Annotated in this window: 25 protein-coding genes and 1 pseudogene; 17 read left to right on the top strand and 9 right to left on the bottom strand. The window is 72.4% G+C overall.

Annotated features, from left to right (window positions below; all coding sequences use genetic code 11):
* Nucleotides 1-4: 4 nt before the first annotated feature.
* Nucleotides 5-1,015 (bottom strand): 2,3-diaminopropionate biosynthesis protein SbnB, encoded by a 1,011-nt coding sequence (gene sbnB, locus ACSNOC_RS03835; protein ID WP_436745781.1) that lies wholly within the window; start codon nucleotides 1,013-1,015, stop codon nucleotides 5-7.
* 1 nt (nucleotide 1,016) lies between these two features.
* Complete coding sequence (sbnA, locus tag ACSNOC_RS03830) at nucleotides 1,017-2,021, bottom strand: 2,3-diaminopropionate biosynthesis protein SbnA (RefSeq protein ID WP_436745780.1); 1,005 nt, start codon at nucleotides 2,019-2,021, stop codon at nucleotides 1,017-1,019.
* A gap of 421 nt (nucleotides 2,022-2,442) precedes the next feature.
* Between sbnA and ACSNOC_RS03825 the strand changes: the two genes are divergently transcribed.
* Entirely contained in the window at nucleotides 2,443-2,706 is a 264-nt protein-coding gene (locus ACSNOC_RS03825) for a hypothetical protein (protein WP_436745779.1), read from the top strand.
* A 43-nt stretch (nucleotides 2,707-2,749) separates the two neighbouring features.
* Nucleotides 2,750-2,884, top strand: a complete 135-nt coding sequence (locus ACSNOC_RS03820; RefSeq protein ID WP_436745778.1) for a hypothetical protein — start codon at nucleotides 2,750-2,752, stop codon at nucleotides 2,882-2,884.
* A 756-nt stretch (nucleotides 2,885-3,640) separates the two neighbouring features.
* Here ACSNOC_RS03820 and ACSNOC_RS03815 read toward each other — a convergent pair.
* A pseudogene (locus ACSNOC_RS03815) lies at nucleotides 3,641-3,904 on the bottom strand (LysR family transcriptional regulator); the annotation flags it as partial.
* 199 nt (nucleotides 3,905-4,103) lie between these two features.
* Between ACSNOC_RS03815 and ACSNOC_RS03810 the strand changes: the two are divergent.
* On the top strand, nucleotides 4,104-4,553 hold the full coding sequence (locus tag ACSNOC_RS03810) for a hypothetical protein (protein WP_436745777.1): 450 nt from the start codon (nucleotides 4,104-4,106) through the stop codon (nucleotides 4,551-4,553).
* Nucleotides 4,554-4,666: 113 nt separating this feature from the next.
* Here the strand turns inward: ACSNOC_RS03810 and ACSNOC_RS03805 are convergent, their stop codons facing one another.
* Nucleotides 4,667-5,107, bottom strand: a complete 441-nt coding sequence (locus ACSNOC_RS03805; RefSeq protein WP_436745776.1) for a protein-tyrosine phosphatase family protein — start codon at nucleotides 5,105-5,107, stop codon at nucleotides 4,667-4,669.
* A gap of 158 nt (nucleotides 5,108-5,265) precedes the next feature.
* On the opposite strand from ACSNOC_RS03805, the gene ACSNOC_RS03800 reads away from it, so the two are divergent.
* The 9 genes from ACSNOC_RS03800 (at nucleotide 5,266) to ACSNOC_RS03760 (ending at nucleotide 15,839) form a co-directional block, all read left to right on the top strand.
* Nucleotides 5,266-5,802: a peptidoglycan-binding domain-containing protein gene (locus ACSNOC_RS03800; RefSeq protein ID WP_436745775.1), complete on the top strand. Its 537-nt coding sequence runs from the start codon at nucleotides 5,266-5,268 to the stop codon at nucleotides 5,800-5,802.
* Between the two features lie 158 nt (nucleotides 5,803-5,960).
* Nucleotides 5,961-6,743: a TIGR03084 family metal-binding protein gene (locus ACSNOC_RS03795; protein WP_436745774.1), complete on the top strand. Its 783-nt coding sequence runs from the start codon at nucleotides 5,961-5,963 to the stop codon at nucleotides 6,741-6,743.
* Nucleotides 6,740-8,434, top strand: a complete 1,695-nt coding sequence (locus ACSNOC_RS03790) for an acyclic terpene utilization AtuA family protein (RefSeq protein WP_436745773.1) — start codon at nucleotides 6,740-6,742, stop codon at nucleotides 8,432-8,434. Before ACSNOC_RS03795 ends, ACSNOC_RS03790 begins: the two co-directional genes overlap by 4 nt.
* Nucleotides 8,431-9,582 carry an acyl-CoA dehydrogenase family protein gene (locus tag ACSNOC_RS03785; RefSeq protein WP_436745772.1) on the top strand — a complete coding sequence of 384 codons (1,152 nt, stop codon included), beginning with the start codon at nucleotides 8,431-8,433 and terminating at the stop codon, nucleotides 9,580-9,582. Before ACSNOC_RS03790 ends, ACSNOC_RS03785 begins: the two co-directional genes overlap by 4 nt.
* Nucleotides 9,579-11,177, top strand: coding sequence for an acyl-CoA carboxylase subunit beta (locus ACSNOC_RS03780; protein ID WP_436745771.1), 1,599 nt, complete (start codon nucleotides 9,579-9,581; stop codon nucleotides 11,175-11,177). The genes ACSNOC_RS03785 and ACSNOC_RS03780 overlap by 4 nt, the downstream gene beginning before the upstream one ends.
* Nucleotides 11,174-13,168 carry an acetyl/propionyl/methylcrotonyl-CoA carboxylase subunit alpha gene (locus tag ACSNOC_RS03775; RefSeq protein WP_436745770.1) on the top strand — a complete coding sequence of 665 codons (1,995 nt, stop codon included), beginning with the start codon at nucleotides 11,174-11,176 and terminating at the stop codon, nucleotides 13,166-13,168. Before ACSNOC_RS03780 ends, ACSNOC_RS03775 begins: the two co-directional genes overlap by 4 nt.
* The gene (locus tag ACSNOC_RS03770; RefSeq protein WP_436745769.1) at nucleotides 13,165-14,325 is read left to right on the top strand and encodes an acyl-CoA dehydrogenase family protein; all 1,161 of its coding nucleotides are present in this window, start codon (nucleotides 13,165-13,167) and stop codon (nucleotides 14,323-14,325) included. Before ACSNOC_RS03775 ends, ACSNOC_RS03770 begins: the two co-directional genes overlap by 4 nt.
* 14 nt (nucleotides 14,326-14,339) lie before the next feature.
* Nucleotides 14,340-15,134 (top strand): enoyl-CoA hydratase family protein, encoded by a 795-nt coding sequence (locus ACSNOC_RS03765; RefSeq protein ID WP_436745768.1) that lies wholly within the window; start codon nucleotides 14,340-14,342, stop codon nucleotides 15,132-15,134.
* A 51-nt stretch (nucleotides 15,135-15,185) separates the two neighbouring features.
* On the top strand, nucleotides 15,186-15,839 hold the full coding sequence (locus ACSNOC_RS03760; RefSeq protein WP_436745767.1) for a TetR/AcrR family transcriptional regulator: 654 nt from the start codon (nucleotides 15,186-15,188) through the stop codon (nucleotides 15,837-15,839).
* A 66-nt stretch (nucleotides 15,840-15,905) separates the two neighbouring features.
* On the opposite strand, the gene ACSNOC_RS03755 is transcribed toward ACSNOC_RS03760, so the two are convergent.
* From ACSNOC_RS03755 to ACSNOC_RS03735, 5 genes are all read right to left on the bottom strand, one after another.
* Complete coding sequence (locus ACSNOC_RS03755) at nucleotides 15,906-16,901, bottom strand: 4-hydroxythreonine-4-phosphate dehydrogenase PdxA (protein ID WP_436745766.1); 996 nt, start codon at nucleotides 16,899-16,901, stop codon at nucleotides 15,906-15,908.
* Entirely contained in the window at nucleotides 16,898-18,448 is a 1,551-nt protein-coding gene (locus tag ACSNOC_RS03750; RefSeq protein WP_436745765.1) for a tripartite tricarboxylate transporter permease, read from the bottom strand. The genes ACSNOC_RS03755 and ACSNOC_RS03750 overlap by 4 nt, the downstream gene beginning before the upstream one ends.
* On the bottom strand, nucleotides 18,445-19,002 hold the full coding sequence (locus ACSNOC_RS03745) for a tripartite tricarboxylate transporter TctB family protein (RefSeq protein ID WP_436745764.1): 558 nt from the start codon (nucleotides 19,000-19,002) through the stop codon (nucleotides 18,445-18,447). The genes ACSNOC_RS03750 and ACSNOC_RS03745 overlap by 4 nt, the downstream gene beginning before the upstream one ends.
* Complete coding sequence (locus tag ACSNOC_RS03740) at nucleotides 18,999-19,970, bottom strand: tripartite tricarboxylate transporter substrate binding protein (protein ID WP_436745763.1); 972 nt, start codon at nucleotides 19,968-19,970, stop codon at nucleotides 18,999-19,001. The genes ACSNOC_RS03745 and ACSNOC_RS03740 overlap by 4 nt, the downstream gene beginning before the upstream one ends.
* A 178-nt stretch (nucleotides 19,971-20,148) precedes the next feature.
* Entirely contained in the window at nucleotides 20,149-20,886 is a 738-nt protein-coding gene (locus ACSNOC_RS03735) for a GntR family transcriptional regulator (RefSeq protein ID WP_436745762.1), read from the bottom strand.
* A 123-nt stretch (nucleotides 20,887-21,009) separates the two neighbouring features.
* Here ACSNOC_RS03735 and ACSNOC_RS03730 point away from each other — a divergent pair, with 123 nt between their 5' ends.
* Genes ACSNOC_RS03730 through ACSNOC_RS03710 form a run of 5 tightly spaced genes read left to right on the top strand, consistent with a single transcriptional unit; the run spans nucleotide 21,010 to nucleotide 25,346 of the window.
* Nucleotides 21,010-21,936: a sugar phosphate isomerase/epimerase family protein gene (locus tag ACSNOC_RS03730; protein ID WP_436745761.1), complete on the top strand. Its 927-nt coding sequence runs from the start codon at nucleotides 21,010-21,012 to the stop codon at nucleotides 21,934-21,936.
* Nucleotides 21,933-23,672, top strand: a complete 1,740-nt coding sequence (locus ACSNOC_RS03725; protein ID WP_436745760.1) for a dihydroxyacetone kinase family protein — start codon at nucleotides 21,933-21,935, stop codon at nucleotides 23,670-23,672. The genes ACSNOC_RS03730 and ACSNOC_RS03725 overlap by 4 nt, the downstream gene beginning before the upstream one ends.
* Nucleotides 23,669-24,136, top strand: coding sequence for a ribose-5-phosphate isomerase (locus tag ACSNOC_RS03720; RefSeq protein WP_436745759.1), 468 nt, complete (start codon nucleotides 23,669-23,671; stop codon nucleotides 24,134-24,136). The genes ACSNOC_RS03725 and ACSNOC_RS03720 overlap by 4 nt, the downstream gene beginning before the upstream one ends.
* Nucleotides 24,130-24,906 (top strand): triose-phosphate isomerase, encoded by a 777-nt coding sequence (locus ACSNOC_RS03715; RefSeq protein WP_436745758.1) that lies wholly within the window; start codon nucleotides 24,130-24,132, stop codon nucleotides 24,904-24,906. Before ACSNOC_RS03720 ends, ACSNOC_RS03715 begins: the two co-directional genes overlap by 7 nt.
* Nucleotides 24,903-25,346 carry a VOC family protein gene (locus ACSNOC_RS03710; protein ID WP_436745757.1) on the top strand — a complete coding sequence of 148 codons (444 nt, stop codon included), beginning with the start codon at nucleotides 24,903-24,905 and terminating at the stop codon, nucleotides 25,344-25,346. The genes ACSNOC_RS03715 and ACSNOC_RS03710 overlap by 4 nt, the downstream gene beginning before the upstream one ends.
* Nucleotides 25,347-25,436 lie beyond the last annotated feature (90 nt).

Raw genomic sequence — 25,436 nt, 5'->3', positions numbered from 1 at the left:
CTGGTTACGGCCACCTCGTCATGTCCCCGAAGAAGTCGGGGATCTCGGTCGTCAGACCTCGCTCGACGGCAGCCCGGTAGACGTTCAGTCCGACCGCGAGGTCGAGCACACCCAGACCGAAGGGTGAGAAGATCTTGGGCTTGTCCCCACCCACCTGGATCTTGCCTGTCATGAGCTCGGGCAGGGAGCCGTCGACGAAGTCCCGGTGCCCAAGAAGCTGCTCGGCCAGGTGTGGGGAGGTGTTTGCCTTGAGGCAGTGATCGACGTCGTCCAGGATGTTGTGAGAGGCGGCCACAACCTCGGGACCGATATCGCGCAGCGAGATGTTGAGAACAACCTGCCCGTTCGAGAAGGCACCGGGCTGCGTGATGTACGGGGTCCCGGCCGTGGTCGTCAGGACCACCATGTCGGAGCCGGATATCGCGGACTCCACCGAACTCCTCGTATCTGAACGGTACGGGGTCGAGGAGTATATATAGCGTGCGAGAGACGCCATGTGCTGTGCTTTTCGATCATGTATGACGAATTGATCCACGGACCACCCGCGAGACTCGAAGAAGTCCACTACGGTGCGGGCTATTACCCCGGCTCCTATCACGGCGACAGTTCCAGCATTCCGGCTTCCTGCCAGTTCTTCGGCGCCGAGCACTGCTGAGGCTGCGGTGCGTGCCGCGCTGATGCGCGATGCCTCCAGCAAGGCGAATGGGTAGCCGGTTTCATAGTCGTTCAGAATAAGGGCGGCGGAGGCTCTGGCAATGTTTCGTTCGATGTTGGAAGGGAAGCTGCTCACCCATTTTATGCCCGCTGCCCCGTAGGCTCCGCCGAGAAATGCGGGGAGGGCGATGATGCGGGTATCAGGTTTCTGCGGAAATTTGAGAAAATGGCTGTCCGGGTTCACCGAAGCTCCCTCGGCGTGCAGGAGGTAGGCTTCCTCGACCCAGTCCACCACTCGGTTTCGTGAGCTGGATATCACGGCCTCGACACTGCGGCCGTCGACTATGTGAAATGGCAGCATGTCAGCCCTTTCCGTCGCGGATCACTTCTGCGTCGGGCAGGCTTACCCCAGTAGCGACATCTGCCCCGTAATTTTGCAGCACCCAGTCTTCGTCATACACGGTTCGGGCGTACCTGTCCCCCATATCGGGGGAGACAGCGACCAGCGTCGCATCGGGCGGGAAGTCCCGCTCACGTTGGAGCATCGCCGCGACCACGGCACCGGTGGACGCGCCGACGAAGACCCCTCGGTCGATGGCCAGGTGGCGGCAGGCTCGGATGGCGTCCGCCTCCTTCACCCGGATCACCTCGTCCGGCTGGTTCCCGTCGAGGTCACGCAGTTCGGGACGTCGGCTGGTGCCCAGGCCGGGGAGGTGCCGCCGGGCCGGCGGAAAGCCGAAGGTGACCGAACCATGGGCATCGACCGCGATGACTCGGGTGTGCGGCGACTGTTTCCGGAACCGGTCGAGGCACCCCATGAGTGTCCCGGTCGTTCCGGTGCCGACAAACAGATAGTCGACCGAATCGAATTCACGCAAAATTTCCTTCGCCGTGCGGTCTGCGTGTACTCTCGGCGCTGCGGCGTTCGCGTACTGATTTGTCCAGACGAGCTCCGGGTCCGCTTTGAGGTGATCCTCGATGCAGCGGATTCGGGTGCCCAGATAGCCGCCGCTCTCATCGCGCTCATCAACCTGGATGACACGGGCGCCGGCCGCTCTCATGAGAATGACGTTATGTTCGGATGCCAGAGGGTCGGTCACGCAGGTGAACCTGTACCCTTTGGCCGCGCATATCATGCTCAGAGAAACGCCAAGATTTCCCGAGGATGACTCTATGAGATGGGATCCGGGTTTCAGGTGGCCGCCGGATTCCAGGTCTGCAATCATGCCCAGAGCGGTCTTCAGCTTTATGGAACCGGCCGGATTCAGGCCCTCCAGTTTTAGATACGCATTCCCTGCGGGGAGCAGCCCGTCGAGCGAAAGAAAAACATCACCTGTGATCACTTCATAGGCGTGCGCGTATATCACCGAACCACTCCCCATCCCCCTCCGGCGTACTCGCGGAGCTCCAGCGTCACGTGCGGTGCCGTTGCTGGCCCCCTCGATCATGGACACAGGTGGTATCGCGGCATCCCCGGCCCGGTATCGCGTGAGTATCGGACCCCAAAGATGGTTCGGATGTCGACCTGCTGTGCAGCTCGGCGATGTCGGCGATGTACAGGTAGGCTGGGGCAGCGGCCGGTTGAGGGCCTATGCCAGTGGCCTATTGAAGGGATCTTGCTGCCGGCTTTGTTCACAAGGCTGTCCGAGCTTTCCCGAGGCTCCCGACCTTCCCGGCTGCCGCCCCCGCTCGTAGCCGCGACTGCTGACAACTGCTCCGGAACGCATGCCGGGAGTTGATCGATTGGCTTGTTCAGGACACCGACTGCGAAGGGGAGGGCTGGAGCCGGTGAACGATCTGAAGCTGTTCCGGGTCGCTGACGGCCGGCGGCCGAAATCCCGGGGGCGGCGGTGGCGTTGGAGTCACCCGCAGACGTTGATCGAGCGGAACATGGAGACGATGCTCGGCATACGTTCCTGGCGTCCGAGTACGACAAGGGTTGGCACGTCGCACGACACGAACGCGCTCAAGGCGATCGGCCGCCGGATCGATCGCGTGGACTACCAGGGCTTCGGCGGTGCCCGCCGGCTCTGCAGCTGTTCGCCTCCCTGACCGGCTCCGCAGCGCCGTCCCGGACTACGCCGACCTCGACGCGATGCTGATCTCCCATGCCGACGTGCGGAAGGAGTTCCAGCTGCACTACATCGCCTACCGGCGGATCAAGGAGCCGCGATCGTCCGCCTCCAGTCGCGTAGCCACCCCCTCACGGTCCGGCCTGCGGCCGATCTGATCGAGGCTGCACTCGTGGCGTACGCAGGATCGGCTGCCTGGGGGCCGGCCGTCTGGGGCTGCGGATCCGGTCACAGGAGGATCTGTCGAAAGCTGGCGGCCTCGTCCGGAGAAGTATCGAAGTCAGCTGACCCGGATTGCCGGGCCGGGGCGCACCGGAGTGCCGAGGCCCCCGCCCCTTTCTGCGTTCCTTCGGGGATGGTGGTCCGACGGGGTCTGGTCTCATTCCTCACGGGCTGCCCGTACGAAGTCGTCCTGGGTCAGGGAGCGCTGGAGCCGCTGTTCAACTGGTGGAGTGCTGTTATTCCTCGCGGCGTTATTCCTCTGTGTCGATGGTGAGGTCGCGGACGGCGAGGTAGGAGGTCCAGTGGCGTGGGTGAATGCCGCTCATTTGTGCGCGGTCCTGGGACCACGGAGTGTTACCGGAACGGCGATCACGAACGGTCGTGGCAGGCGATCTCCTGCAAGATCCCTGGTTCCACCACACGGACAACGTCGCGCTCGACACCATCACCATCCACCGTCAGCACGAGACCATCCCGTCGCCACCACCGGCCAGTTCATGCTGAGTGGAGGACGCGTTTGCGCGGGAGATCGAAGCCGACTCGGCCGAACATCTGGCCTTCAGCATTTTGATCTTATTGTTGTGGCCCTCGACCGCGCTGGAGCTGTAGCGCAGGCTCGGGCCGGCGATGACGGTGTCGATGTCCTGTTCCAGCCCGGTGGCGAAGGTGTGCAGCGCCGGGATGGGCTCGGTCCGGGCCTCGGGGAGGAGGGCCAGGCCGGCTGGGGTGAGGGTGACCGTGCGGCTGGTGCGGTCGACCAGGGCCACGCCGAGCCGGGTCTCCAGGGCGCGGATCTGCTGGCTGAGCGCGGGCTGCGTCACGTACATCCGGGCGGCGGCGCGGCCGAAGTGCAGTTCCTCGGCGAGCGCGAGGAACAGCCTCAACTGGTGGGGGCTGGGCTCGCGTCGGGTGTCCAGGTCCGTATGGCCCGACTTCGCCCCGGCGTCGTCGGTCATACCGTTCAGGTTATCGATCCGTTCGGGAAGGCCATGGCCTTCCGGCTTCCGGCCGGGTGCGGAATCGGTGCAGGATCGGCGCAGGGGGTGCGCCGATCAGGCGCCACGCACGGGGGCGGTGCCGCGGGGGAGTCGTTCGAAGACACCGACGGCGCGGCCCTGATCGGCACCCCGGACCACCAGAGAGGAAGCACAACTCGTGATCGCCCGGTATCTGACCACACCTCTGGGCCTGTTGGCCGCGCTCACCCTGGCTCTCGGCCTGACCGTGGCCGCCGGGACGCCCGCCGAGGCGGGCCTCGGCTCGGACTACCTGAACAAGGGCGAGCGGCTGTACCAGAACGAGCACATCTGGCGCGAAGTGGCCGGCTACAACAACGCCGTGTTCGTCATGCAGAGCGACGGGAACCTGGTGCTCTACTCCATGGGTCCGGTGGGGAACAGGGTGTGCTGGGCGTCCAACACCCAGGGCAGCGGCGGCGTGTTCGTCGAGTACCAGCACGACGGGAACCTGGTCATGTACAACGGCGACTACCGCCCGGTGTGGTCCAGCGGCACGGCGGGCACGGGCGGGACGAACACCAACATCAACTACCACGGACAGGTGTGGGTCGGCGACACCGCCCTGACGCCGTACTGCACCTCCTGAGCGCCCGGACGTGACGGCCCCGGTGGCCACTTCTCCGGTCGCCTCCCGAACGTAACGGTCTCTCCTGGCCGTTACCGGGGGCTCCGCCCGCCTCCCGTGGGCGGAGCCCCGCTTTACGTGGGGCCCTGGTCGAAGGCGCGCACGTAGCGGCGTTGCCACGGCGTCTCCACCGCGTGGGGATCGTAGTGGCGGCGCACGTAGGCCACCGCGTCCTCCGGCGGCACGCCGTCCAGAACGGCGAGGCAGGCCAGGCCCGTTCCGGTGCGGCCCCGCCCGCCGCCGCAGGCCAGCTCCACCCGCTCGGTCGCGGCCCGCGACCATGCTTCCGTGAGCAGCTCCCGGGCCTCGGTGTGGTCGGCCGGCAGCCGGAAGTCGGGCCACGGCAGCCAGCGGGACTCCCACGCGACCTCGGGGGGCCGCTTCCCCAGCAGATACAGCCCGAAGGTGGGCTCCACCCCCACCGGCACCGGCCGCCGCAGCCCGCGCCCCCGCACCAGACGGCCGGAGGGCAGCCGCAGCACACCGGGGCCCTCGGGATTCCAGGTCTCGGTCACGGTCCCAGCCTAGGACGCGGCGACGCTCCCGGATCCCCCGCGGCGCGCACCGGCGCTCCGTGCCAACGCCCTGGCGCTCCATGTCAACGACAGGTGTGGGCAGTGCGGAGACGATGTGTGGCGAAGGGCTTCGCATCCACAACCATGGGGGGACATCCATGAACGTGACCCGGGCCAGGCTGGCCGCCTGCGCGATCGGCGTGCTGACGGCCGCCACGCTGGCCGTGAGCACCGCGCCGGCTTCCGCGAGCGGCACCTACAGCGGCCACGCGTACGTGTACGGCGCGGACAGTTTCGTCGGCGACTGGGGCAACGAGGGGATTCTGTCGACCAGTACGCACGCCTACTCCAACGCCACCTGCCTGTGGCAGAAAATCCTGTGGGCGGACGGCTTCCTGTCCTCCTCGGGCATCGACGGCGTCTTCGGCGCCAACACCAGGGAGGCCACCGAGGACTGGCAGGCTCTCGAAGGGCTGACGGCCGACGGCGTGGTCGGCCAGGGCACCTTCGGCAGGGCGGACAACTACCTGACGTATGTGTCCGGCAGCGAGAGCCCCGGCTCCTCGCTGGTGCTGAGGTACGACGGCTATGCGTACGACATCACCATCACCCGTGACTCGCAGGGCCGGTACGGGTTCTACGACGCCGGTGGTACCCACCGGGCGGCCGGTTACGACTACCGGACCTGCGGCTGACGTCCGCCCCGGCCGCCGGCCGGAGCGGTGCCCGGTGCCTGTCCTCCACCCGCGGGACAGGCACCGGCCACGACGCGCGCGCCGTCCCGGTCCACGCGGCCGGTAAAAACAAGCAAGCATCATTGATTTTTTGTTTCCGTCGTGGCACCGTTCCTGCCGTGACCGATACCGCTGTGCTGGCCGACCTCGAAGCGGAGGGGGACGTGCTCGACCGCGTCGTGCGCGACCTGCCGCCCGACGTCTGGCGGATGCCCACCCCGGCCCCCGGCTGGACCATCGCCCACCAGATCGCGCACCTGGCCTGGACCGACGGCATGGCGCTGCTGGCGGCCACCGACGAGGCCGGGTTCCGGGCCGAGCTGGACCGGGCCGCGACCGAGGCCGACGGCTACGTCGACCGCGCCGCCGAACGCGGGGCCGCCCGGCCCGATCTGCTCGCCCACTGGCGCGAGCGCCGTGCCGCCCTCGCCGGGGCGCTGGCCGCCGTGCCCGACGGCACCCGACTGCCGTGGTTCGGGCCGCCGATGAGCGCCACGTCGATGGCGACCGCCCGGCTGATGGAGACCTGGGCGCACGGGCAGGACGTCGCCGACGCCCTCGGCGTCCGCCGCGAGCCCACCGCCCGGCTGCGGAACGTCGCCCATATCGGCGTCCGCGCCCGCGACTTCGCCTACCGGGTCAACGGCCGCACCCCGCCCGCTCAGCCGTTCCGCGTCGAACTCACCGGCCCCGGCGGCGAGGTGTGGACCTGGGGTCCGGCCGACGCCGCGCAGCGCGTCACCGGACCCGCCCTCGACTTCTGCCTCCTGGTCACCCGGCGGCGCCACCGGGACGACCTCGCCGTCACCGCCGAGGGCGCCGACGCCGACGCCTGGCTGGGCATCGCCCAGGCGTTCGCCGGGCCGCCCGGATCCGGCCGCGCGGCGGGGGAGTTCGCGTGACCGCCGCCGCCCCGGCCCCCGCGCCGCTGCGCGTCGGCAATGCCTCCGGCTTCTACGGCGACCGGTTCTCCGCCCTCCACGAGATGCTCACCGGCGGCGAACTCGACGTCCTCACCGGCGACTACCTGGCCGAGCTGACCATGCTCATCCTCGGCCGCGACCGGCTGAAGAACCCCGACGCCGGCTACGCCAAGACGTTCCTGCGCCAGCTGGAGACCACCCTCGGACCCGCCCTCGACCGGGGCGTGCGGATCGTCACCAACGCGGGCGGCCTCAACCCGGCCGGGCTGGCCGCCGCCATCCGCGACCTGGCCGGACGCCTCGGCCTGGCCGCGCGCGTCGCCCACGTCGAGGGCGACGACCTCACCGCCCGCGCGGCCGGGCTCGGCCTGGACGGCGTCCTGACCGCCAACGCCTACCTCGGCGCCTGGGGCATCGCCGCCTGTCTGGACGCGGGCGCCGACATCGTGGTCACCGGCCGCGTCACCGACGCCTCGCTCGTCGTCGGCCCGGCCGCCGCCCACTTCGGCTGGGGCCGCGAGGACTACGACGCGCTGGCCGGCGCCGTCGTCGCCGGGCACGTCATCGAGTGCGGCCCGCAGGCGACCGGCGGCAACTACGCGTTCTTCACCGAGATCCCCGACCTGCGCCGCCCCGGCTTCCCCATCGCCGTGGTCGAGGCGGACGGCGGCAGCGTCATCACCAAGCACCCGGGCACCGGCGGCGCCGTCACCACCGGCACCGTCACCGCCCAGCTCCTGTACGAGATCGCCGGCGCCCGCTACGCCGGGCCCGACGTCACCGCCCGCTTCGACACCGTCCGGCTCACCGGCGACGGGCCGGACCGGGTGCGGATCGGCGGCGTGCGCGGCGAGGCGCCGCCGCCCACCCTGAAGGTCGGCTGCAACAGCCTCGGCGGCTTCCGCAACCAGGTCGAGTTCGTCCTCACCGGACTGGACATCGAGGCCAAGGCCGAGCTGGTCCGGGCCCAGCTCGGCGGCTTCGACGCCGAGTGGACGCTCGCCCGCACCGACCGCGCCGACGCCGCCGTGCAGGAGGAGGCGAGCGCCGTGCTGCGGTGCGTGGTCCGCTCCGCCGACCCCAAGGCGATCGGCCGCGCGTTCAGCGGCGCCGCCATCGAGCTGGCGCTGGCCGGATACCCCGGCTTCCACGTGACCGCGCCGCCCGGCGAGGCGTCGCCCTACGGCGTGTTCGAGGCCGCCTCCGTGGACGCGCGCGAGGTGGAGCACATCGCCGTGCTGCCCGATGGGCGCCGCCGCGTCATCGAACCGCCCCTCGCCACGCGGGAGGTGACCGAGACCGGACAGCCGCCGCTGCCGCCGCCGCTGCCGCCCGGCCCCCGCCGCCGGGCGCCGCTCGGCACCGTCGCCGGTGCCCGCAGCGGCGACAAGGGCGGCTCGGCCAACGTCGGCGTCTGGGTCCGCACCGACGACGCGTGGCGCTGGCTCGCGCACACCCTCACCGTCGAGGAGTTCCGCCGGCTGCTGCCCGAGACCGCCGATCTGCCCGTCACCCGGCACGTCCTGCCCAACCTGCGGGCGCTCAACTTCGTGGTGGACGGCCTGCTCGGCCAGGGCGTCGCCTCGCAGGCCCGCTTCGACCCGCAGGCCAAGGCCGTCGGGGAGTGGCTGCGCTCCCGCCATGTCGACATTCCGGAGACCCTGCTATGAGTGATCCCTTCGCCACACCGGAACGGCGGGCACTGCGCGCGACCGTGCGGCGCTTCGTCACCGACGAGATCCTGCCCCACCAGGACGCGTGGGAGCGGGCCGGGGAGCTGCCGCGCGCCCTGCACCGCCGCGCCGCCGGACTCGGCCTCATCGGCCTGGCGTTCCCCGAGGGCGTCGGCGGCGGGGGCGGCGACGTGCTGGACGCGGTGACGCTGTGCGAGGAACTGCACCAGGCGGGCGCCGCCGGCGGGGTCTTCCCCGCCCTGTTCACCGCCGGCATCGCCCTGCCGCACCTCGTCGCGGCCGGTGACCCCGGCCAGATCGACCGGTGGGTGCGCCCCACCCTGGCCGGCGAGCTGATCGGCTCCCTCGCCGTGACCGAGCCGGACGGCGGCTCCGACGTCGCGGGCCTGCGCACCACCGCCCGGCGCGACGGCGACCACTACATCGTCAACGGCGCCAAGACGTACATCACGTCCGGGGTCCGCGCCGACTTCGTGACCACCGCCGTGCGCACCGGCGGGCCGGGCGCGGGCGGTGTGTCGCTGCTGGTCGTCGAGAAGGGCACGCCCGGCTTCACGGTCTCCCGCCCGCTGGAGAAGATGGGCTGGCACTGCTCCGACACCGCCGAGCTGTCCTTCACCGACGTCCGCGTCCCGGCGGCCAACCTCGTCGGCACCGAGGGCAGCGGATTTGCCCAGATCGCGCTGAACTTCGTCAGCGAACGCCTCCTCCTCGCCGTCCAGGCCCACGCCTCGGCGCAGCGCTGCCTCGACCTCACCGTCGCGTGGTGCCGCGCCCGCGAGACGTTCGGCCGCCCCCTGATCAGCCGGCAGAGCGTGCGCCACACCCTCACCGAGATGGCCATGCGCGTCGATGTCGCCCGCGTCTACACCCGCGAGGTCGCCCGCCGCGTCGCGGCCGGCGACGGCGACCAGATCGCGGAGGTCTGCTTCGCGAAGAACACCGCCGTCGAGGCCGGTGCCTGGGTGGCCGACCAGGCCGTCCAACTCCACGGCGGCCTCGGCTACATGCGCGGCACCGAGGTCGAACGGCAGTACCGCGACATGCGGATCCTCGGCATCGGCGGCGGCACCACCGAAATCCTCACCGGCCTGGCCGGCAAACGACTGGGGCTCACCGCATGACCGTGCTGCGCTCCGCCCTCGACACCGGAGGGGCGGACTACCAGGAGAACCGGGCCGCGACCCTGGCCCAACTGGCCGACCTCGACGCCGAACACGCCAAGGCCATCGCCGGCGGCGGCCCCAAGTACACCGAACGGCACCACAAGCGGGGCAAGCTGCTGCCCCGCGAGCGCATCGAGCTGCTGCTCGACCCCGACTCGCCGTTCCTCGAACTGTCCCCCCTCGCCGCCTGGGGCACCGACTTCCCCGTCGGCGCCAGCCTGGTCACCGGGATCGGCGTCATCGAGGGCGTCGAGTGCGTCATCACCGCCAACGACCCGTCGGTGCGCGGCGGCGCAAGCAACCCGTGGACGCTGCGCAAGGCGTTCCGCGCCGCCGAGATCGCCGCCGAGAACCGCATGCCGTCGATCAATCTGGTCGAGTCCGGCGGCGCCGACCTGCCCAGCCAGAAGGAGATCTTCATTCCCGGGGGGCGCACCTTCCGCGACCTGACCCGCGCCTCCGCCGCCGGACTCCCCACCATCGCCCTGGTCTTCGGCAACTCGACGGCGGGCGGCGCCTACATCCCGGGCATGTCCGACCACGTCGTGATGGTGAAGGAGCGCGCCAAGGTCTTCCTCGCCGGCCCGCCGCTGGTGAAGATGGCCACCGGCGAGGAGGCCGACGACGAATCCCTCGGCGGCGCCGAGATGCACGCCCGCACCTCCGGCCTGGCCGACTACATGGCCGCCGACGAGCTGGACGCGCTGCGCGTCGGCCGCGACATCGTCTCCCGCCTCAACTGGCACAAGGCCGGCCCGGCGCCGTATCCCGAGGTGCTGCCGCCGCGGTACGACGAGGAGGAGCTGGCCGGGATCGTCCCGACCGACCTCAAGGTGCCGTTCGACCCGCGGGAGGTGATCGCCCGCATCGTGGACGACTCCGACTTCGACGAGTTCAAGCCGCTGTACGGCAGCAGCCTGGTCACCGGCTGGGCCCGCCTGCACGGCTATCCCGTCGGCATCCTCGCCAACGCGCGCGGCGTGCTGTTCAGCCAGGAGGCCCAGAAGGCCACCCAGTTCATCCAGTTGGCCAACCAGGCGAACACCCCGCTGATCTTCCTGCAGAACACCACCGGCTACATGGTGGGCAAGGAGTTCGAGCAGGGCGGCATCATCAAGCACGGCGCGATGATGATCAACGCGGTGTCCAACTCCACCGTCCCGCACCTCACCGTGGTCATGGGCGCCTCCTACGGCGCGGGCAACTACGGCATGTGCGGGCGGGCGTTCGGGCCGCGCTTCCTCTTCACCTGGCCCGGCGCCAAGTCCGCCGTGATGGGCCCCGCCCAGCTGGCCGGCGTCATCTCCATCGTCGCCCGCCAGGCCGCCGAGGCGCGCGGCGAGGTCTACGACGAGGTCGCGGACGGGCAGATGCGCGCCTACGTCGAGAACCAGATCGAGAGCGAGTCCCTGGCCGCGTTCATGTCCGGGCGCCTCTACGACGACGGCGTCATCGACCCGCGCGACACCCGCACGGTGCTCGGGCTGGCCCTGTCCGCCGTCCACTCCGCGCCCGTCAAGGGCGCCACCGGATACGGGGTGTTCCGCACATGACCGACCACACGACCCTCACGTCCGTCCTGGTGGCCAACCGGGGCGAGATCGCCCGCCGGATCTTCCGCACCGCCCGCGCCATGGGCCTGGCGACCGTCGCCGTCCACTCCGACCCCGACGCCGGCGCGCCGCACGTGGCCGAGGCCGACGCCGCCGTCCGCCTCCCCGGCAGCGCGCCCGCCGACACCTACCTGCGGTCCGACCTGATCGTCGCCGCCGCGCTGCGGGCCGGCGCCGACGCCGTCCACCCCGGCTACGGATTCCTCTCCGAGAACGCCGGGTTCGCCCAGGCCGTCATCGACGCCGGGCTCGTCTGGATCGGCCCGTCGCCGCGCGCCATCGCCGCCATGGGCAGCAAGACCGAGGCCAAGCGGCTGATGGCGGCGGCCGGTGTCCCCGTCCTCACCGAGACCGACCCGGCCGCCCTCACCGAGGCCGACCTGCCCGTCATCGTCAAGGCGTCCGCCGGTGGCGGCGGGCGCGGCATGCGGATCGTCCACGACCTGGCCGACCTGCCCGGCGAACTGGAGGCCGCCCGCGCCGAGGCGGCGTCCGCGTTCGGCGACCCGACCGTCTTCTGCGAGCCGTACCTCGCCACCGGCCGCCACATCGAGGTGCAGATCCTCGCCGACGCCCACGGCACGGTCTGGGCGGTGGGCGAGCGGGAGTGCTCCATCCAGCGCCGCCACCAGAAGGTCGTCGAGGAGGCCCCCTCGCCGCTGGTCGAGTGGGCACCCGGCATGCGGGAACGGCTCTACGAGGCGGCCCGCAAGGCCGCGGGCGCCATCGACTACGTGGGCGCGGGCACCGTCGAGTTCCTCACCGACGGCTCCGACCGCTTCTTCTTCCTGGAGATGAACACCCGCCTCCAGGTCGAGCACCCGGTCACCGAGTGCGTCACCGGACTCGACCTCGTGCGCTGGCAGGTGCGCGTCGCGGAGGGCGCGCCGCTGCCGCCGGACCCGCCCGCCCGCGACGGCCACGCCATCGAGGTCCGCCTGTACGCCGAAGACCCGGCGGCCGGCTGGCAGCCGCAGAGCGGGACCGTGCACCGCCTCCATGTCCCGGGCGTGGTCGCGGAGTTCGCCAACCCCGCCGGACCCGGGCTGCGCCTGGACTCCGGCCTCGTGGACGGCTCCGCCGTCTCCGTCCACTACGACCCCATGCTCGCCAAGGTCATCAGCTGGGCCCCGACCCGCGCCGAGGCCGCCCGCGCGCTGGCCGCCGCGCTGGCCCGCGCCGAGGTGCACGGCCTGACCACCAACCGCGACCTGCTGGTGAACGTGCTGCGGCACCCCGCGTTCCTCGCGGGCGACACCGACACCGCGTTCCTGGACCGCCACGACCTGGCGACCCTCGCCGCGCCCCTGGCCGACGCCCCGGCCCGGCGGCTGTCCGCCCTGGCCGCCGCCCTCGCGGACGCCGCCCACCGGCGCGCCACCGCCCGCGCGCTGGCCACCCTGCCCTCCGGCTGGCGCAACGTGCCCTCCCAGCCGCAGCGCACCACCTACGCCACCCGCGACGGCGAGATCACCGTCGCCTACCGCCTCACCCGCGCCGGACTCGTCGCCGAGGGCTTCGACGACGTGACGCTCGTCGACGCCGCGCCCGGCCGCGTCGTCCTGGAATCGGCGGGCGTGCGGCGCACGTTCACCGTGGCCCGGCACGGCCGCGAGACGTACGTCGACTCGCCGCTCGGGCCGGTCGCCCTGACCGCCGTCGACCGCTTCCCCGACCCCGTCGCCCAGGTCCGGCCCGGCTCCCTGCTGGCCCCCATGCCCGGCACGGTGGTCCGCGTGGACGCCGCGCCCGGCGACCATGTCACGGCCGGACAGCCGCTGTTGTGGCTGGAGGCCATGAAGATGCAGCACCGGATCGACGCCCCCGCCGACGGCGTGCTGACCGAACTCGCCGTCACCGTCGGCCGGCAGGTCGACGTGGGCACGGTGCTCGGCATCGTCGCCGAGAAGAACTCCGAGGAGTCCGCGTGAACTTCACCGAGACCGACGAGCAGCGCGCCCTGCGCGAGGCGGTCGCCCAGCTCGGCCGCCGCTACGGCTTCCCCTACGCCACCGCCCGCGCCCGCGCGCACGAGCCGCTGCGCGAACTGTGGCAGGAGGCGGGCAAGCTGGGCTACCTCGGGGTCAACCTGCCCGAGGAGTACGGCGGAGGCGGCGCCGGTATCTACGAACTCGCCATCGTGCAGGAGGAACTGAGCGCGGCGGGCTGCGGCCTGCTGATGCTGGTGGTCTCCCCGGCCATCTGCGGCACCGTCATCTCCCGCTTCGGCACCGAGGAGCAGAAGCGGCGCTGGCTGCCCGGCATCGCGGACGGCTCCGGCATCATGGCGTTCGGCATCACCGAGCCCGACGCCGGCTCCAACTCCCACAAGATCACCACCACCGCGCGCCGCGACGGCGGCGACTGGCTGCTCAGCGGGCGCAAGGTCTTCATCTCCGGCGTCGACCAGGCCGGTCACGTGCTCGTCGTCAGCCGCACCGAGGACGCCGCGACCGGCAAGCTCAAGCCCGTCCTGTTCGCCGTCCCCACCGACGCCCCCGGCTTCGAGTACCGGCCGATCGACATGGACATCGTCATGCCCGAGCGGCAGTTCACGCTCTTCCTGGACGATGTGCGGCTGCCCGCCGACGCCTTGATCGGCGAGGAGGACGCGGCGCTCGCCCAGCTCTTCGCCGGTCTCAACCCCGAACGGGTCCTCGCCTCCGCCCTCGCCACCGGCATCGGCCGCTACGCCCTGGACAAGGCCACCGCCTACGCCAACGAGCGCACCGTCTTCAAGGGCGCGCCCATCGGCTCCCACCAGGGCATCTCCCACCCGCTCGCCCAGATCAAGATCGAGCTCGAACTCGCCCGCCTGATGATGCAGAAGGCCGGCGCGCTCTACGACGCGGGCGACGAGATGGGCGCCGCCGAGGCCGCCAACATGGCCAAGTACGCCGCCGCCGAGGCCAGCATCCGCGCCGTCGACCAGGCCGTCCAGACGCACGGCGGGAACGGGCTGGCCGCCGAGTACGGCCTCGCATCGCTGCTGGCCGCCGCCCGGATAGCGCGCGTCGCGCCCGTCAGCCGTGAGATGATCCTGAACTTCGTCGCCCAGTTCAGCCTCAACCTGCCGAAGTCGTACTGAGAAGCCGCACCGACATGACTCCTGACACCGCCGTCGTGACCCACGCCCTCGACCGGGGCGTCGCCACGCTCACCCTCGACTCGCCCGCCAACCGCAACGCCCTGTCCGCCCGGCTCGTCGGGGAGCTGGCCGGCCACCTCACCACGGCCGCCGCCGACCCCGGCGTGCGGGCCGTCGTCCTGGCCCACACCGGCACGACGTTCTGCGCCGGCGCCGACCTGTCGGAGGCGGCCAGGGAGGAGGGCCCGGCGCGCGGCACCGCGCGGCTGCTGGCGCTGCTGCGGCAGATCCTGGAGCTGCCCAAGCCCGTCGTCGCCCGCGTCGACGGCCACGTCCGCGCCGGGGGCCTCGGCCTGCTCGGGGCGTGCGACCTGGCCGTGGCCGGCCCGGCGGCCACGTTCGCGTTCACCGAGGCGCGCCTCGGGCTCGCGCCGGCCATCATCTCGCTCACCACGCTGCCCCGGATGCCGGAACGGGCCGCCGCCCGCTGGTACTTGACCGGCGCGACGTTCGACGCGGCCACCGCCGAGCGGATCGGGCTGATCACCGAGGCGGCCGGGGACGTGGACGCCGCGCTGGCCGCCCTGCTCGACCAGCTGCGGGCCTGCTCCCCGCAGGGCCTGGCGGAGACCAAGAAGCTCACCACCCGGGGGGTGCTGCGCGCCTTCGACGAGCACGGCGAGGCCGTGCAGGAGGTCTCGGCCCGCCTGTTCGACTCCGAGGAGGCCCGCGAGGGCGTCCTCGCGTGGCTGGAGAAGCGCCCGCCGCGGTGGGCCGCCGGCGCGGGCCGCGGCACCGGCGGGGACTGAGCGGGGAAAGGCCGTTCCGTTACGGCGCGGCGGAAAGGTCACAATGGGATCATGCCGAACACCCCACCCACCGGCCTGAGACCGGCGGCGTCCCGTCGCGCGCCGCAGCAGGACCGCAGCCGAGCCACCCGCCGCAAGCTGCTGGACGCGGCGGTCGAGTGCCTGGTGGAGATGGGCTGGACGGGCAGCACGGTCACGGTCGTCGCCGAGCGCGCCGGGGTCTCCCGGGGCGCCGCGCAGCACCACTTCCCCACCCGCGAGTCGCTGATCACCGCCGCCGTCGAGCACGTCACGCGGGTGCGGGCGGCGGAGATCGAACGCGAGCTGGAGCGGCTGGAGATCGGCACGCTGCCCACCGAGGCCGTGGTCGAGCTGATCGTGAGCTGGTTCATCGGCGTGCCGTTCCGCGCCGCCCTCGAACTGTGGGTCGCCGCCTCGGCCGACCCGCAACTCCGCGAGCTGGTCGTGCCGTTGGAGGCCCGCACCGGCCGGATGGTGCACCGGGCCGCCGTCGAGCTGCTGGGCGTCGACGAATCGGTGCCCGGCGTCCGGGAGATGATCCAGGCCACGCTCGACATGGCCCGCGGCCTCGGCCTGGCGAACCTGCTGACCGACGACAGCCGCCGCCGTCGCCGGATCGTCCGGCAGTGGGCCCGGGTGCTGGACACGGCCCTGGCCCCGGCCCGGGTGGTGTCCAGCACCTGACGGGCACCGTCACCGCACGGCCCCGCCCGGCCCCTCCCGGGGCCGGGCGGTGGGTGCGTCGCCGCGTCAGGCCGCGTCCCGGCGGCGGGCACCGATGCGGGCGGCGAGATCGAACGCGTTCCGCATCGACGCCGGATCGGCCTTGCCCCGGCCGACGAGGTCGAACGCGGTGCCGTGGGCCGGGGTGCAGATGGGGATCGGCAGGCCACCGGCGACGGTGACGCCGCCGCTGAAGCCCATCAGCTTCATCGCGATCTGGCCCTGATCGTGATACATCGTCAGCACCCCGTCGAACTCACCGGCCCGGGCCCGGAGGAAGATCGTGTCCGACGGGAACGGGCCCGTCGCGTCCACGCCTTCGCCCCGCAGATCCGCCACGGCGGGTGCGATGACGTCGATCTCGTGCCGGCCGAACCGGCCGCTCTCCCCGGCGTGCGGATTGAGGGCACACACCCCGATGCGCGGCGCGTCCACGCCCGCCTCCCGCAGCACCCGGTCCAGCAGGCGGCCGGAGTCGGCCACCCGGTCCCGCGTGATGCCCGCGTGCACCTCCGCGATCGAGACGTGCGAGGTGACGCGGGAGGTCCACAGGCCGGGCAGCACGTTCAGCTCGCAGGTGAAGTCCTCGACGCCCAGGACGAGTTCGAACCAGCGCAGCTCGTCGTTCTCGTGCATCCCCGCGAGGTGGAGCGAGGACTTGTTCAGCGGCGCGAAGAGGATCGCGTCGACCTCGCCGGCCTTCGCCAGCTCCAGGGCCGCGCGCAGATTGTCCAGCGCCCACCGGCCACCGGCCTCGGTGGCCTCCCGGCGGGCGAACGAGCCCGGGCGCCGGGCGCCGGCGTCGATCAGCAGCGGCTTGCCCGCCGTGGGCGTGGTCGCGCAGTCGAGCGCCACACCGGCGTCGGCTCCGGCCAGCTCCACCTCGGCCGGGTCGGACAGGAGCAGCACGTCGGCCGCGGCGGTGACGGCCGGATCGGCGAGCAGCCGGGCGACCAGCTCGGGACCGATGCCGCCCGGGTCGCCCATGGTGACGGCGATACGCGGCGGGGTGGGGTGGTTCATGACTGCGTTTCCTTCGTGGGAGCGGAAGTGGGAGCGGGAGCGGGGGAGGGGGCCGCGGCCGGCGTCCCGGCGCCGCCGTCGCGGCGCAGCGCGCGGCGGAGGGCCGGGCCCGCCACCAGGGCGAGGGCCAGGGCCAGGACGGTGACGGCGACCGGGCTGCGCAGCACGAACAGGCTGTCGCCGCCGGCCAGCGCCGAGGTCTGCACCAGCGCCTTCTCGAACAGCGGGCCGATGACCAGCCCGAGGACGAGCGGCGCCACCGGGAAGTTCAGGCGCTTCATCGCGTAGCCGACGAGCCCGAAGAACAGCACGATCCAGACGCTGAACATGCTGTGCTTCACCGAGTACGCGCCGAGGATGCTGGTCACGATGATCAGCGGGTAGAGGAACGCGTACCGCAGCCGCAGGAGCTGGGCGAAGACCGGGGCGAGCGGCAGGTTGAGCAGGAGCAGCATCAGGTTGCCGAGGAAGAACGACACCAGCAGGCCCCAGACCAGCTCGTGCTGGGTCTCGAAGAGCTGCGGACCGGGCTGGATCCCGTACACCAGGAAGGCGCCCAGCAGCACCGCGGTGGTCGCACCGCCCGGCACGCCCAGGACGAGCGTGGGGATGAAGTTGGCGTTCGACGCGGCGTTGGTGGCGGCGTCCGGCGCGACGACCCCTTCGATGGCGCCCTTGCCGAGCTGCTTGCGATGCCGGGAGAACCGTTTCTCCGCACCGTAGGCCATGAAGGACGCCAGGGTCGTGCCGGCGCCGGGCAGGCAGCCCAGCAGGAAGCCGACGACGGTGCCGCGCGCGACGGGGGCCGAGGAGCGCTTGATGTCCTCGCGGGTGAGCAGCAGTTCCCGGAAGCGTGCCCGGATCGGCGGGGCCATGCCGATGTGGAGCTGGTTCAGCAGCTCGCCGATGGCGAACAGGCCGATCATCACCTCCACGAAGGGCAGGCCGCCGTACAGGTCGATCACGCCGAGCGTGTAGCGGGCCGTGCCGCTGCCGACATCCACGCCGACGCAGCCGATGAGGACGCCGACCAGGCCCATCGCCAGACCGAGCGCCAGGTTCCTGCTGGAGAACACGACGATCGTGGCCAGGCCCAGGATCATGATGGCGAGCATCTCGGGCGGCCCGAAGTCCAGCGCCAGCTCCGCGAAGAACGGAGCCAGCGCCATCAGCGCGAACAGGGACACCATCGCGGCGACGAACGCGCCGATGGCGGACATCGCCAGCGCGGGCCCGGCGCGGCCCTTGCGCGCCATCTGATAGCCGTCGAGGGTGCTGATCACCGAGGACGCCTCGCCCGGTGTCGCGATGAGGATGGCGGTGATCGTGGCGCCGAACTGGGCGCCGTGGTAGATGCCGGCCAGCATGATCAGCGCGGTCAGCGGCGGGAAGGTGAGGGTGACCGGGATGAGGATCGCCACGCCGGTGGCCGAGCCGAGGCCGGGCAGGATGCCGATGATCGTGCCGAGCAGCACACCGACGAAGCACCACAGCAGGTTTTCCGGGGTCAGGGCGGCTTCGAAGCCGGTGACGAGGTTGGTGATCACGAGGCGCTCCACAGGGCGGGGTCGAAGATCCCGAGCGGCAGGGGGATCCGCAGGAGCACTTCGAAGAGCAGATAGGTGCCGGCCAGGGTCGCCGCGGCCATCGCCGCCGAGCGCGGCCACGGCTGCCGCTCCACCACGGCCGCCAGGAACAGCGCCATCAGCGACAGGGCGGGCAGCAGCCCCAGGACGGGGATGAGGAGGGTGGTGATCACCATGGTGGCGACGACCACGACCAGCTTGCGGCGGATGCGGCGGGTCTCCTCGGGGGTGTGGCCGGAGTCCTCGGCGACGAGGCCGTCACCCTCCAGCGTCGAACCGACCCGTATCTCCTGCCGGATCAGGACCAGGCCGAGCAGGGCCAGCGCCAGTCCCGCCACCCGGGGCACCGCGCCGGGGCCGATGGCGCCGTCCTCCGGGCTGGACCAGTGGTAGGGGAAGGAGAGGAGGAAGAAGGCGGTGCCCACGGCGGACAGCACGCCGTACGCGGCCAGGACGGGGCGCCGGACCGTCCGCCGCGCGTCGGTCCCGTCGGTGACGGGGGCGGCGGCGGTCATCTGAAGATCTCCTTCATCCGTGTGTCGTACTCGTCCAGGTAGGCGGCGAACTCGTCGCCGCCGATGTCCGCCGGGATGAGCAGGTCGGTCGCGATGTAGTCGCGGTACGTCTCGGAATCCATGGCCTTCCTGATCTCCTCTATCCAGTAGTCGCGCTGCACCTCCGCGATGTCGCCGGCCCCGAAGACCCCGCGCCAGACGGTCACCTGGGCGTCGAGGCCCTGCTCCAGGGCGGTGGGCACCGAGCCGAGGACCGGGTCGTCGTAGCGTTCGGCGGTCAGCGTGCACAGCGCGACCAGGTCGCCGCTCTCCAGATACGGCTTGGCCGAGGCGGCACTCGCCGGGGCGAAGTCGACCTGGCCGCCGAGCAGCCCGGTGAGCACCTCGCCGGTGGAGCCGTAGGGCACGGTGTCGAACGCTCCGCCCTCCTCCTCGAACTCGGCGATCACCAGGGAGTCGGCGCCGGTCCTGCCGCTGGACCCGACGACGACGCGGCCGTCGCGTCCGGCCTCGACCACGTCGGTGCAGTCCCGGTAGGGCGAGTCGGGTGGCGCCACCACGATGCGGGAGTCCTGGGCGAACATCACCAGCGGCGTGAAGTCCTCATAGGTGAACGGCACGTCGTAGACCAGGGGCAGGGTGTTGAGCGCCGTCTCGGCGACGAGGAGGGTGCTCCCGTTGCCCTCCTCGGCCAGGAAGGTGGCCCAGCCGACCGCGCCGGAGCCGCCCTCCTTGTTCTGCACGTTCACGTCGAAGCCGGCGTCGAGTTCGTTGAGGCCCTGGGCCAGGACGCGGGCCGAGCGGTCGCTGCCGCCGCCGGGGGCGAAGGCCACCACCATCGGCACCGAGCCCCGGGGCGTCCAGTCGTCCGGGACCGGCGGTGTGGTGTCGAGCAGGGAGCACGACGAGAGCAAGAAGACGAGGGGGACGCCCAAGGCGACCGGTCGTCTGCGTCTGGGTGACGTCATCGTCAGCCCTTCCTCCCCCGTGCGGGGGTGAGTGGCGTATCCCGCTAATCCGAGATCCTATGGGATATGGGGAGACGCTAGGGTGCATCCCGTCAGCGAGCAAGACTCATGCACACATCGGTTCGGGCGCAACCCCGGCCGAAACGGGAAAAAGGGCGGAGGCGGGACCGCGGGCGGCTCAGCCGCCGGCGCCCGTCCGGGCCCGGGTGGCGATGGCCGCGAGGTGCGCGCGCATGGCCGCGACCGGTGCCTCCGGGTCCCCGGACTCGAACGCGGCGAGGATCGCGGCGTGTTCGGCGACGGCCTGCTCGAAGTCGAACGTGCCGTGGTCGACGGACTGCCGCAGCCGGTGGGCGTGGGCGTTGACCGACTCGGCCATCTGGACGAGGAAGCGGTTTCCCGCGGTGCGGATGATCACCATGTGGAAGTCCCAGTCCGCCGCGAAATACGCGCGCAGGTCCGCGTAGCCGGTCGGCGGGCCGCCGTCGCGGAGCCGGGCGGCCTCGCGCGCGGCCAGCTCGTGCCGCGCGTGGGCCGCCCGCAGGTCGGGGAGCAGGTCGGCGGTGCGGCCGGCGGCCCACTGGACGGCGGCGATCTCCACCACGCCCCGGGCCGCCATCAGCTCGGCCATCTGCTCGGGGGACAGCGGCTGGGCCACCCGGTAGCCCTTGAGCGCCGCCCGGGTCACCAGCCCGGTGTGCTCCATCTGGACCAGCGCCTCGCGCACGGGTGTCTGGGAAACGCCCAGCTCCCGGGAGAGCAGGTCGATGTTGAGCGAGCTGCCGGGCGGGGTCGAGCCGTCGAGCAGCTTCTGGAGGATCGCGTCGTACACGCCGTCGCGAAGGGCGCGGCGGGGGACCAGGGCGTACTTCCCGGCGGGCTGGCTCTTCTCGTCTGAGGACTGTGCGGCGCTCATGTCGGATCGATGGTATCGGCGGCCCGCCCGGCGGGAACCGGCGCGGGACTGTTCGGGTTCTCAAATATCCTATACGATCCACGGCGCTGGATCTGTTTCGGCCCCGACAACAGGGAGCGGCCCATGCCATGCACAGCCGAGGACTGGCCCATCGGGGCCGCCCTCCTGCAATTCCGCCCGGCCCAGGAGGCGTCCCCGGGCCAGTGGGCCCGCGTCTTCCGCGAGGTCGCCGCCGAGGGCTTCACCCACGTCGACCTGACCGACACGTGGGTGCGCCCGGGCGACCTCACCGCCGGGCGGCGCCGCGACCTCGCGCTGGCCCTGAAGGAGGCCGGGCTCGGCGTCACGGCCGTCTCCACGGTGCGGCGCAGTGTCATCGACCCCGACGAGGAGACGGCCGCGGACAACCTGGCCTATCTGCTGCGGACCGTGGAGGCGGCGGCGGACCTGGCCGTGCCGGTCGTCGGCGTCGGTCTCCACCGCCCGCTCACCGCCGCCCAGCACACCGCGGTCTGGTTCTGGACCGAGCCCGGCGCCACCGACCCGGTGGGCGACGAGAAGACCTGGGCGCTGGCGGTGGAGCGGCTGGGCGCCATCGGGGCCCACGCCGCCCGGCACGGGGTGCAGGTCTCCCTGGAGATGTACGAGGACACCTACCTCGGCACCGCCGAGAGCGCCGCCCGGCTCTGCCGTGACATCGGCCTGCCCAACGTCGGCCTCAACCCGGACCTGGGCAACCTGGTCCGCCTCCACCGCCCGGTCGAGGACTGGGAGCGGATGCTGGAGATCACCGCGCCCCTGGCCAACTACTGGCACATCAAGAACTACTACCGCGACCACGACCCCGCCACCGGCGCCTACTTCACGGTGCCGGCCCCCGCCGAGTCCGGCTTCATCGACTACCGACGGGCCCTGACCCTCGCCCTGGCCGCCGGCTTCTCCGGACCGGTCTGCGTCGAGCACTACGGCGGCGACGGGCTGAGCGTCTCCGCCCGCAACCGGGACTACCTCCGGCGGATCCTCGCCACCACGCTGGGAGACCCCCGATGACCCTGCTCCACAACGATCCCGCCGCCTTCGCCGACGAGGCGCTCGCCGGATTCGTCCACGCCCACGCCGCCCGGGTGCGGTCCCTGCGCGGCGGCGTCGTCCGGGCCAGCGCCACCCCGCCCGGCCACGCCGCCGTGGTCACCGGCGGTGGCACCGGGCACTATCCCGCCTTCGCCGGCTGGGTCGGCCCCGGGATGGCCCATGGCGCGGCCTGCGGCGATCTCTTCGCCTCCCCCTCCGCCGCCCGGGTGGCCGCCGTCGCCCGGGCCTGCGAGGCCGGTGGCGGGGTGATCCTCGCGTTCGGCAATTACGCGGGCGACGTCCTCCACTTCGGCCAGGCCGCCGTCCAGCTCCAGGCCGAGGGCATCGACGCCCGGGTGCTGACCGTCACCGACGACATCGCCTCCGCCCCGGCCGGGCAGCACTGGCTGCGCCGGGGCATCGCCGGCGACCTGCCCGTGATCAAGATCCTCGGCGCCGCCGCCGAGCAGGGCCTGCACCTGAACGAGGTGGAGCACCTCGGCCGCCGGGCCGTGGCCGCGACCCGCTCGCTCGGCCTCGCCTTCCGCGGCTGCACCCTGCCCGGCGCCGCCGGCCCGCTGTTCACGGTGCCGGCCGGCCGGATGGCGCTCGGCCTCGGCATCCACGGAGAGCCCGGCATCGAGGAGAGCGACCTCGTCCCGGCGGACGCCGTGGCCGATCTCCTCCTCGACCGGCTCCTCACCGAGCGCCCCGCCTGGCACGCGGACGGCGGCCACGACCGGGTGGCCGTGCTGCTCAACGGACTCGGCGGCACCCAGCACGACGAGCTGTTCGTCGTCTACCGGCGGGTCGCGGAGCGGCTGGACGCCCTCGGGCTCCGGGTCGTCGAACCCGAGGTCGGGGAGCTGGTGACGAGCCTCGACATGGCCGGCCTCTCGCTGACCCTCACCTTCCTGGACGACGACCTCGCGGAGCTGTGGACCGCCCCCGCCGACACCCCCGCCTTCCGCCGGGGAGCCGTCGCCCCCCGCCCGCCCCGGACCGACGATGTCGCCGCGCACCGGACCCCGGCCGTCGTCCCCGGCTCCGCCGCCTCGCGGGCCGTCGCGGCCCGCCTCGTCACCGCGCTGGACACGATCGGCGAGACGGTGATCCGGCACGAGGACGCGCTCGGCGCCATGGACGCCGTCGCCGGCGACGGCGACCACGGCATCGGCATGCGCCGGGGTGCCGAGGCCGCGGCCCGCGCCGCCGCCCGCGCCCACGAGCGGGGAGCGGGCGCCAGGTCCCTCCTCACCCACGCCGGCGAGGCGTGGTCCGAACGCGCCGGCGGCACGTCGGGCGCCCTGTGGGGAACGATGCTCACCGCGTTCGGCACCGCACTCGGGGACGAGCGGGCACCCACCCCGGACCACGTCCTGCGCGGCGTCCGGTCAGCCGTCGACGCCGTGATCCGCCTGGGTGGTGCCAAGCCCGGCGACAAGACGCTGGTGGACGCCGCCACCCCGTTCGCCGAGCGCCTCCAGGAGGCCCTGGCCGCCGGCAGCGGCCTCGTCCACGCCTGGGAGGCCGCCGCCGAGGCGGCCACCCGGGCGGCCGAGGCGACCGCCCTCATCCCCGCCCGCCTGGGCCGCGCCCGCGTGCACGGCGACAGCAGCGTCGGCACCCCCGACGCGGGCGCTGTCTCCTTCGCCCTCATCGTCACCGCGCTCGGCGCGGCGGCCCGTACCGCCACCGAAAGGCAGGAATCGTGACCCTCCGTATCGCCGTCGGCTCCGACCTCGTCGGATTCGGCTACAAGGAAGCCCTCCGGGCCGATCTCGAACGCAGCGCCCTCGTGGGCGAGGTCATCGACGTCGGCGTCACCTCCGGCCAGGACGTCGACTACCCGCACGTGGCCGTGGACGCCGCCCGCCTCGTCGCGGACGGCACGGCCGACCGTGCCCTGCTGGTGTGCGGCACCGGCCTGGGCGTCGCGATCGCCGCCAACAAGGTGCCCGGGATCCGGGCCGTCACCGCGCACGACTCGTTCTCCGTGGAGCGGGCCGTGCTGTCCAACAACGCGCAGGTGCTCTGCCTCGGCCAGCGGGTCATCGGCCTGGAACTGGCCAGGCGCCTGGCCGCCGAGTGGCTGACCTACACGTTCGACCCCCGGTCCGCGTCCGCCGCCAAGGTGGACGCCATCGCGTCCTACGAGTCGGGGCCCGGCGGATGCTGAGCGGCCGGGCGCCCGCGCGGTGGATCGGCACCAGCTTCAAGATGACCAAGACGCGCGCCGAGGCGGTCGCCTTCGCCCGGACGCTGCGCGAGGCGCTGGGGCCGGACGGGGTGCCGGGCGTGCGGCCGTTCGTGCTGCCGCCCGCCACCGCGCTTGCCGAGGTCGCCGCCGCGCTCGGGCCCGGCTCGCCGGTACTGGCCGGCGCCCAGAACGCGCACTGGGAGGACGCGGGCCCCTGGACGGGAGAGATCTCCGTGCCGCAGGCCGCCGACGCGGGCGCCCGGATCGTGGAGATCGGCCACTCCGAACGCCGGGCGCACTTCGGTGAGACGGACGCCACCGTGCGTCTGAAGGTGGCGTCGGCGCTGCGGCACGGGCTGATCCCGCTGGTGTGCTGCGGCGAGGAGGCGGGCGTCCACGCCCGGGGGGATTCGGCCGCCCATGTGCTCGCCCAGGTCGCGGCGGCGCTGGACGGCGTCGAGGACGCCACGCGGGTGCTGATCGCCTACGAGCCCGTCTGGGCGATCGGGGAGCGGGGGCGCGAGCCGCACCCCGGGGAGATCGCGGACGTGGTCGCCGCCCTGCGGGACGCCCACGGCAGCCGGGTCGGCGGCATCCTCTACGGCGGCTCGGTCACCGAGCGGAACGCCGCCGCGCTGCTCGGCGTGGACGGCGTGGACGGCCTGTTCGTCGGCCGGGCGGCCTGGCGGATCGAGGGCTTCCTCGCGCTCCTCGCCACGGCCGCGTCCGCCCGGGTGACCGCGTCATGACCGCCGGCCACGGGCCCCTTCCCGCGCTGGCGGCCGGGGACGGTCTGGACCATGTGGCGTTCGCCGTCCGCGACGTGGACGCGGCGCTGCCGTGGTGGACGGACGTGCTGGGGCTGCGCCTGGTGCACGACGAGGTGGCCGAGGCCCCCGGGTCGCGCCTGGCCTACCTGGCCGCCGCCACCGGCGGCGGCCCGTACGTCCAGCTCGTCCAGCCCGTCCGGGCCAATCCGGTCCAGGACTTTCTCGACACCCACGGCGAGGGCCTGCACCACGTGGCGTTCCGCGTCGCGTCCCTGCGCGGCGTGCTGGACCGGCTCGGGGACCCGGCCGACGTCTTCACCGGCGGGCGCGGCTGCCGGGCCTGCTTCCTCACCACCGCGCCGACGCCCCTGCGCGTCGAACTGATCGAAGAACCGACGACGGCGAGGAGCCGAACATGACCGACGCACTGGGGCGCCTCTCACAAGAGGGTGTCGCGATCTGGCTGGACGACCTGTCGCGCACGTTGATCACGTCCGGTGACCTGGCCG

The organism is Streptomyces sp. URMC 129 (assembly GCF_051386415.1).
GTDB lineage: Bacteria > Actinomycetota > Actinomycetes > Streptomycetales > Streptomycetaceae > Streptomyces.
Note: the sequence above shows the minus strand (reverse complement) of the source record. Positions and strands in the feature narration are given on the sequence as shown.

Bases quoted from the DNA above. Each gene is read 5' to 3' on its own strand.
- ACSNOC_RS03725 (WP_436745760.1), top strand. From the start codon at position 21,933: ATGACCCTGCTCCACAACGATCCCGCCGCCTTCGCCGACGAGGCGCTC.
- ACSNOC_RS03765 (WP_436745768.1), top strand. From the start codon at position 14,340: ATGACTCCTGACACCGCCGTCGTGACCCACGCCCTCGACCGGGGCGTC.
- ACSNOC_RS03800 (WP_436745775.1), top strand. From the start codon at position 5,266: ATGAACGTGACCCGGGCCAGGCTGGCCGCCTGCGCGATCGGCGTGCTG.
- ACSNOC_RS03735 (WP_436745762.1), bottom strand. From the start codon at position 20,886: ATGAGCGCCGCACAGTCCTCAGACGAGAAGAGCCAGCCCGCCGGGAAG.
- ACSNOC_RS03730 (WP_436745761.1), top strand. From the start codon at position 21,010: ATGCCATGCACAGCCGAGGACTGGCCCATCGGGGCCGCCCTCCTGCAA.
- ACSNOC_RS03820 (WP_436745778.1), top strand. From the start codon at position 2,750: ATGCTGATCTCCCATGCCGACGTGCGGAAGGAGTTCCAGCTGCACTAC.
- ACSNOC_RS03710 (WP_436745757.1), top strand. From the start codon at position 24,903: ATGACCGCCGGCCACGGGCCCCTTCCCGCGCTGGCGGCCGGGGACGGT.
- ACSNOC_RS03785 (WP_436745772.1), top strand. From the start codon at position 8,431: ATGAGTGATCCCTTCGCCACACCGGAACGGCGGGCACTGCGCGCGACC.
- ACSNOC_RS03780 (WP_436745771.1), top strand. From the start codon at position 9,579: ATGACCGTGCTGCGCTCCGCCCTCGACACCGGAGGGGCGGACTACCAG.
- sbnB (WP_436745781.1), bottom strand. From the start codon at position 1,015: ATGCTGCCATTTCACATAGTCGACGGCCGCAGTGTCGAGGCCGTGATA.
- ACSNOC_RS03740 (WP_436745763.1), bottom strand. From the start codon at position 19,970: ATGACGTCACCCAGACGCAGACGACCGGTCGCCTTGGGCGTCCCCCTC.
- ACSNOC_RS03755 (WP_436745766.1), bottom strand. From the start codon at position 16,901: ATGAACCACCCCACCCCGCCGCGTATCGCCGTCACCATGGGCGACCCG.
- ACSNOC_RS03775 (WP_436745770.1), top strand. From the start codon at position 11,174: ATGACCGACCACACGACCCTCACGTCCGTCCTGGTGGCCAACCGGGGC.
- ACSNOC_RS03745 (WP_436745764.1), bottom strand. From the start codon at position 19,002: ATGACCGCCGCCGCCCCCGTCACCGACGGGACCGACGCGCGGCGGACG.
- ACSNOC_RS03760 (WP_436745767.1), top strand. From the start codon at position 15,186: ATGCCGAACACCCCACCCACCGGCCTGAGACCGGCGGCGTCCCGTCGC.
- ACSNOC_RS03715 (WP_436745758.1), top strand. From the start codon at position 24,130: ATGCTGAGCGGCCGGGCGCCCGCGCGGTGGATCGGCACCAGCTTCAAG.